Source organism: Burkholderia sp. E168m23, from assembly GCF_016586125.1.
GTDB lineage: Bacteria > Pseudomonadota > Gammaproteobacteria > Burkholderiales > Burkholderiaceae > Burkholderia > Burkholderia orbicola.
The window spans coordinates 1-3,495 of record NZ_BCPP01000778.1; the positions used below are offsets into that span (position 1 = coordinate 1).

The 3,495-nt window shown below is 64.1% G+C and carries 5 protein-coding genes; 1 reads left to right on the top strand and 4 read right to left on the bottom strand.

Translation table 11 applies throughout. From position 1 onward, the window contains the following. Nucleotides 1-805, top strand: an 805-nt coding sequence (locus JMF90_RS29400) for a substrate binding domain-containing protein (RefSeq protein ID WP_201325773.1), incomplete at its 5' end; no start/stop codon positions are given. 97 nt (nucleotides 806-902) lie between these two features. On the opposite strand, the gene JMF90_RS29405 is transcribed toward JMF90_RS29400, so the two are convergent. The 4 genes from JMF90_RS29405 to JMF90_RS29420 all read right to left on the bottom strand — a co-directional run bounded on the left by JMF90_RS29405 (nucleotide 903) and on the right by JMF90_RS29420 (nucleotide 3,378). Beyond that, nucleotides 903-1,298, bottom strand: coding sequence for a hypothetical protein (locus tag JMF90_RS29405; protein WP_125381446.1), 396 nt, complete (start codon nucleotides 1,296-1,298; stop codon nucleotides 903-905). A gap of 121 nt (nucleotides 1,299-1,419) precedes the next feature. Next, the gene (locus tag JMF90_RS29410) at nucleotides 1,420-1,860 is read right to left on the bottom strand and encodes a hypothetical protein (RefSeq protein WP_011548334.1); all 441 of its coding nucleotides are present in this window, start codon (nucleotides 1,858-1,860) and stop codon (nucleotides 1,420-1,422) included. A gap of 53 nt (nucleotides 1,861-1,913) precedes the next feature. Then, nucleotides 1,914-2,396: a DUF4189 domain-containing protein gene (locus JMF90_RS29415; RefSeq protein WP_011694659.1), complete on the bottom strand. Its 483-nt coding sequence runs from the start codon at nucleotides 2,394-2,396 to the stop codon at nucleotides 1,914-1,916. A 325-nt stretch (nucleotides 2,397-2,721) separates the two neighbouring features. Further along, on the bottom strand, nucleotides 2,722-3,378 hold the full coding sequence (locus tag JMF90_RS29420; protein WP_006479640.1) for a TetR/AcrR family transcriptional regulator: 657 nt from the start codon (nucleotides 3,376-3,378) through the stop codon (nucleotides 2,722-2,724). Nucleotides 3,379-3,495 lie beyond the last annotated feature (117 nt).

A 3,495-nucleotide genomic window follows, 5' to 3' on the forward strand; every position in this document is an offset into this window, starting at 1 on the left:
ATCCGAGGTTGGCGCGAACCTGCTGGTGCGCACGACGCGGCGGCTGAGCGTGACCGACGCGGGACGCGTGTTCTACGACGCATGCCGCGACATCGTGCGCGCGACCGAAGCCGCGCTCGACGCGGTGTCGTCCGACGCCGGGCCGCTGCGCGGCACGCTGCGCGTGAGCGTGCCGATCGACTATGGCGCGCTGGTCGTCGCGCCGGCCGTCGTCGCGCTGCGCGACCGGCATCCGGCGCTCGCCGTCGAATTGGTCGCGAACGACCGCGTGGTCGATCTCGTCGCCGACAACCTCGACGTCGCGATCCGCATCGGGCGGCTTGCCGATTCCAACTATCGCGCGGTGCAGCTCGGCACCTACGAGAAATGGCTGGTCGCGAGCCCGGCGTTCGTCGCGCGACACGGGCTGCCGCGCGACCCCGATGCGCTTGCCGCGCTGCCGTTCGTGATGCTGTCGTCGCTGCCGCGCCCGCATACGCTCGAACTCGACGACGCACGCGGCGGCCGCGCGTCGGTGCGCTGCGTCGCGCCGGTCGTGTCGAACACCGCGACCGCGTGCCGCGCGATCGTGCTCGCGGGCGGTGGCTTCGGGCTGCTGACGGATTTCTCGACCGCGGACGACGTCGCGGCCGGGCGGCTCGTGCGGCTGTTGCCGGGCTGGCGCACGGCGCCGGCCGGCATTCACGCGGTGTATCCGTCGACGCGGCTGCCGTCGCCGAAGGTGCGGGCGTTCATCGAGGCGATGAAGGGGAAGCTAGGGGAAGCGCCGACAACGCCTACGACAAAGCGCTCACGGTCGAATTAGCAAGCCGCGTGGTTCATTGCGCGCTTACGGTGTTCAACGGCAGTGCATTCGCCGATAACGGCGAGCCGCTCCGCCGATGTCGTCAGCAGACGCCGCATCAGATTTTGTTGGTTCGCCTCCGCACCCAATGCGCCAACATCGCGAGCAACAGGCAAGCCACACAGGCTGGCCAATACGCGACCCAGACCCACGCGCTCCGTTCATGGGCTGCGCTCCAGACGAAGCAGGCACACAGCAGGGTTAGAGCGATCAACGAGAAAGCGAAGCGGGATTTCTCGAGCATCCCGGCTGAATGCATCGCCCAAAGCAAGACCGCAGGAAGCAACAGATAGCCCCAATAGAATGCCATCGTCGTCAGTTCATCCGACGGCCGGCGGACCAGATTCGATATGTCAACCACCGTCATCACCGACCCGAACGACATCATCAGAAAAACTGCCACACTCAGGTATACGAAATATCGGCCGTCGTAGTCGACATACCTTGCTCTCACGATCACTCCCTGGTCGATGACGTCAGCCCGCTCCCTATTGCAATGGATCGCGGGACCATCGATCCCTCACGACAACCGCAGCAATGAAGCGGGACCATTCCACATCCACCACGGCGCCACCCTAACGTAACGGCTCGACCGACGGTGACGTGAAGCCGCTTTCCATTGTGCCGGTCAACGAAGCGCTCCGACAGGTCCAGCTCCAGCGCTCGAAGTTGTAGTTCGTCTGCATCCAGCGATTGCCGACGGCATCACCGCCGGGCTTGCGAATCGACCAACCCAATTCGGTATCGTAATGTGCTTCATCGCGTTCGTTGGTTACGACGCCCTTGGTATCGACAACGGCCTCGCGCGTCGCGCCGCCCTCGATCTGTTGAGGCCCCTGCTTCGCGCCGACCAGGTCGTGCGCGTACAACTGACGAAGATGCTCGACGCATGCGTCGAAACTGGCGAACGATTGCGGCGGCATATCCACCGGCGGCAAATGGCCGCTCGCGGAAACGGACGATGCAAACGACGTCGCAACGCTCAACCAGAGAAGGCAGGTGTTGAAGTGCTTCATGTTCGAGGTTCCCGCGTATGCCCAAGCGCCAGCTCCGGGTCGACAACTGCCCGCTAGCGAGCGCTTTTTGGCAGGCTGCAATCGGTGTAATAGAGACGGCACGCGGTATCGCCATCCGTCTGGCAGATCGCCATGCCTTTCTGTATGGCTTCTTCCCTGGTGCCAGCACCGGCCGTACTGAATCCTTTGCTTCCAACGATCATGGCTCCGCAGCCGTTGGAGTAGGTCAACTGAACTTTGCAGGTAGTCCCGCCCTTGGCCTGGCAATCTGCCATCGCCGTGCGCGCGGCTCCGCGTTCGCTTTCCCCGCCGATGGCCGTGCCGAGTACGCCCTTTACACCATCGGTCGCGATCGCTCCCCACGTCGTCGCCAAGCTGAACGTGGGCGCCTGCTGTGTGGGCGCCGCCTGCGCGCGCGGGGCCGGGCCACAAGACGTCGCGCTATAGGGAATCCAGCCTGACGGACATGCCACTTGGGCGTGCGCGGTGATACTGATACCGACCAGGCAAGCGATTGAAAGAATTTTGGATCGCATGTTCTCTGTAACGCGTCTAGCGCTTTTCGTGTTATTCCAGTCGCCGGGTTTTCACGGTACTCGATGGGCTGAGATAGCCCAGGGAGCCCTTGATCCGTTTGTCGTTGTACCGACCTGCTCCCCGCGTTTGGTACGGTAATCAAAGCGAATCGACGAACGCGAGCAATCGGCCCGCGCGCGCGGTAACGTACTGACTATCCGTTGTGAAGTGGCGATACTTTCGCAAACGCCGCCTCTTTCATGGCTGGATGCGCGTGCAAATGCGTGCAAATATACCCGAGTTGTTTCGACGGATTCATGCCCGAGCCGCAGTTTCCGACGCCCGCTACCTGCCCGTTCCCAACGTCCCCAGCAGCACCTTCCTGCAACTCGCGATCATCTGCGCCTCCGGATCGCGATAGTCGGTCAGCAGCCACGCCGCGCCGACGTTCGTCATCGCGCCCACCAGCGCGAGCCCGATCAGCCGCTGCTCGGTGCGCTCGGCAGGCGTGACGGCCTCGCCCGGCGCGCCGATCGCCATGATCAGCTTGCCGAAGTCGATCAGCATGCGCTGGTACGTCATGTCGGTATCCGCGCTCACGCCCATCACCTCGAGCAGCAGCACGCGCGCCGCGCACGGGTCGCGCAGAAACGCGAAGAATGCGGCGAGCCCCGCGTCGACGCGCTCGCGCAGCTCGCCGCCGCGCGCGGCGACCGCCTGCGCGACCGCATCATGCAGCTGCTGCGCGTGATGCAGGTAAGTGCAGCGCAACAGATCCTCGGTGCTGTCGAACGCCGCGTAGAAATAGCGATCGTTCAGCTTCGCTTCCTGGCAGATCGACCGCACGGTCGCCTTGCGGAAACCCACCGTACCGAACACGCGCGTCGCCGCACGGATCAACGCATCGCGCCGCTCGGCGGCCCGCACCTCGGGCGCCACGCCGCCATACGCCCGGCCCCTTTTTTCCGTTTCGAGTGCTTTCTCCATTCCGCTATTTGACATCAGGACACCCGAAAACTAAAGTGGTGACGAACAACACCACAATAGATGCGCCGCCGGTGCAGCGCAAGCGGAACGGGAGGACGACGAATGAAGGGGTTTTCCGGCAAGGTCGCCGCG

Bases quoted from the DNA above. Each gene is read 5' to 3' on its own strand.
- JMF90_RS29420 (WP_006479640.1), bottom strand. From the start codon at position 3,378: ATGTCAAATAGCGGAATGGAGAAAGCACTCGAAACGGAAAAAAGGGGC.
- JMF90_RS29410 (WP_011548334.1), bottom strand. From the start codon at position 1,860: ATGAAGCACTTCAACACCTGCCTTCTCTGGTTGAGCGTTGCGACGTCG.
- JMF90_RS29415 (WP_011694659.1), bottom strand. From the start codon at position 2,396: ATGCGATCCAAAATTCTTTCAATCGCTTGCCTGGTCGGTATCAGTATC.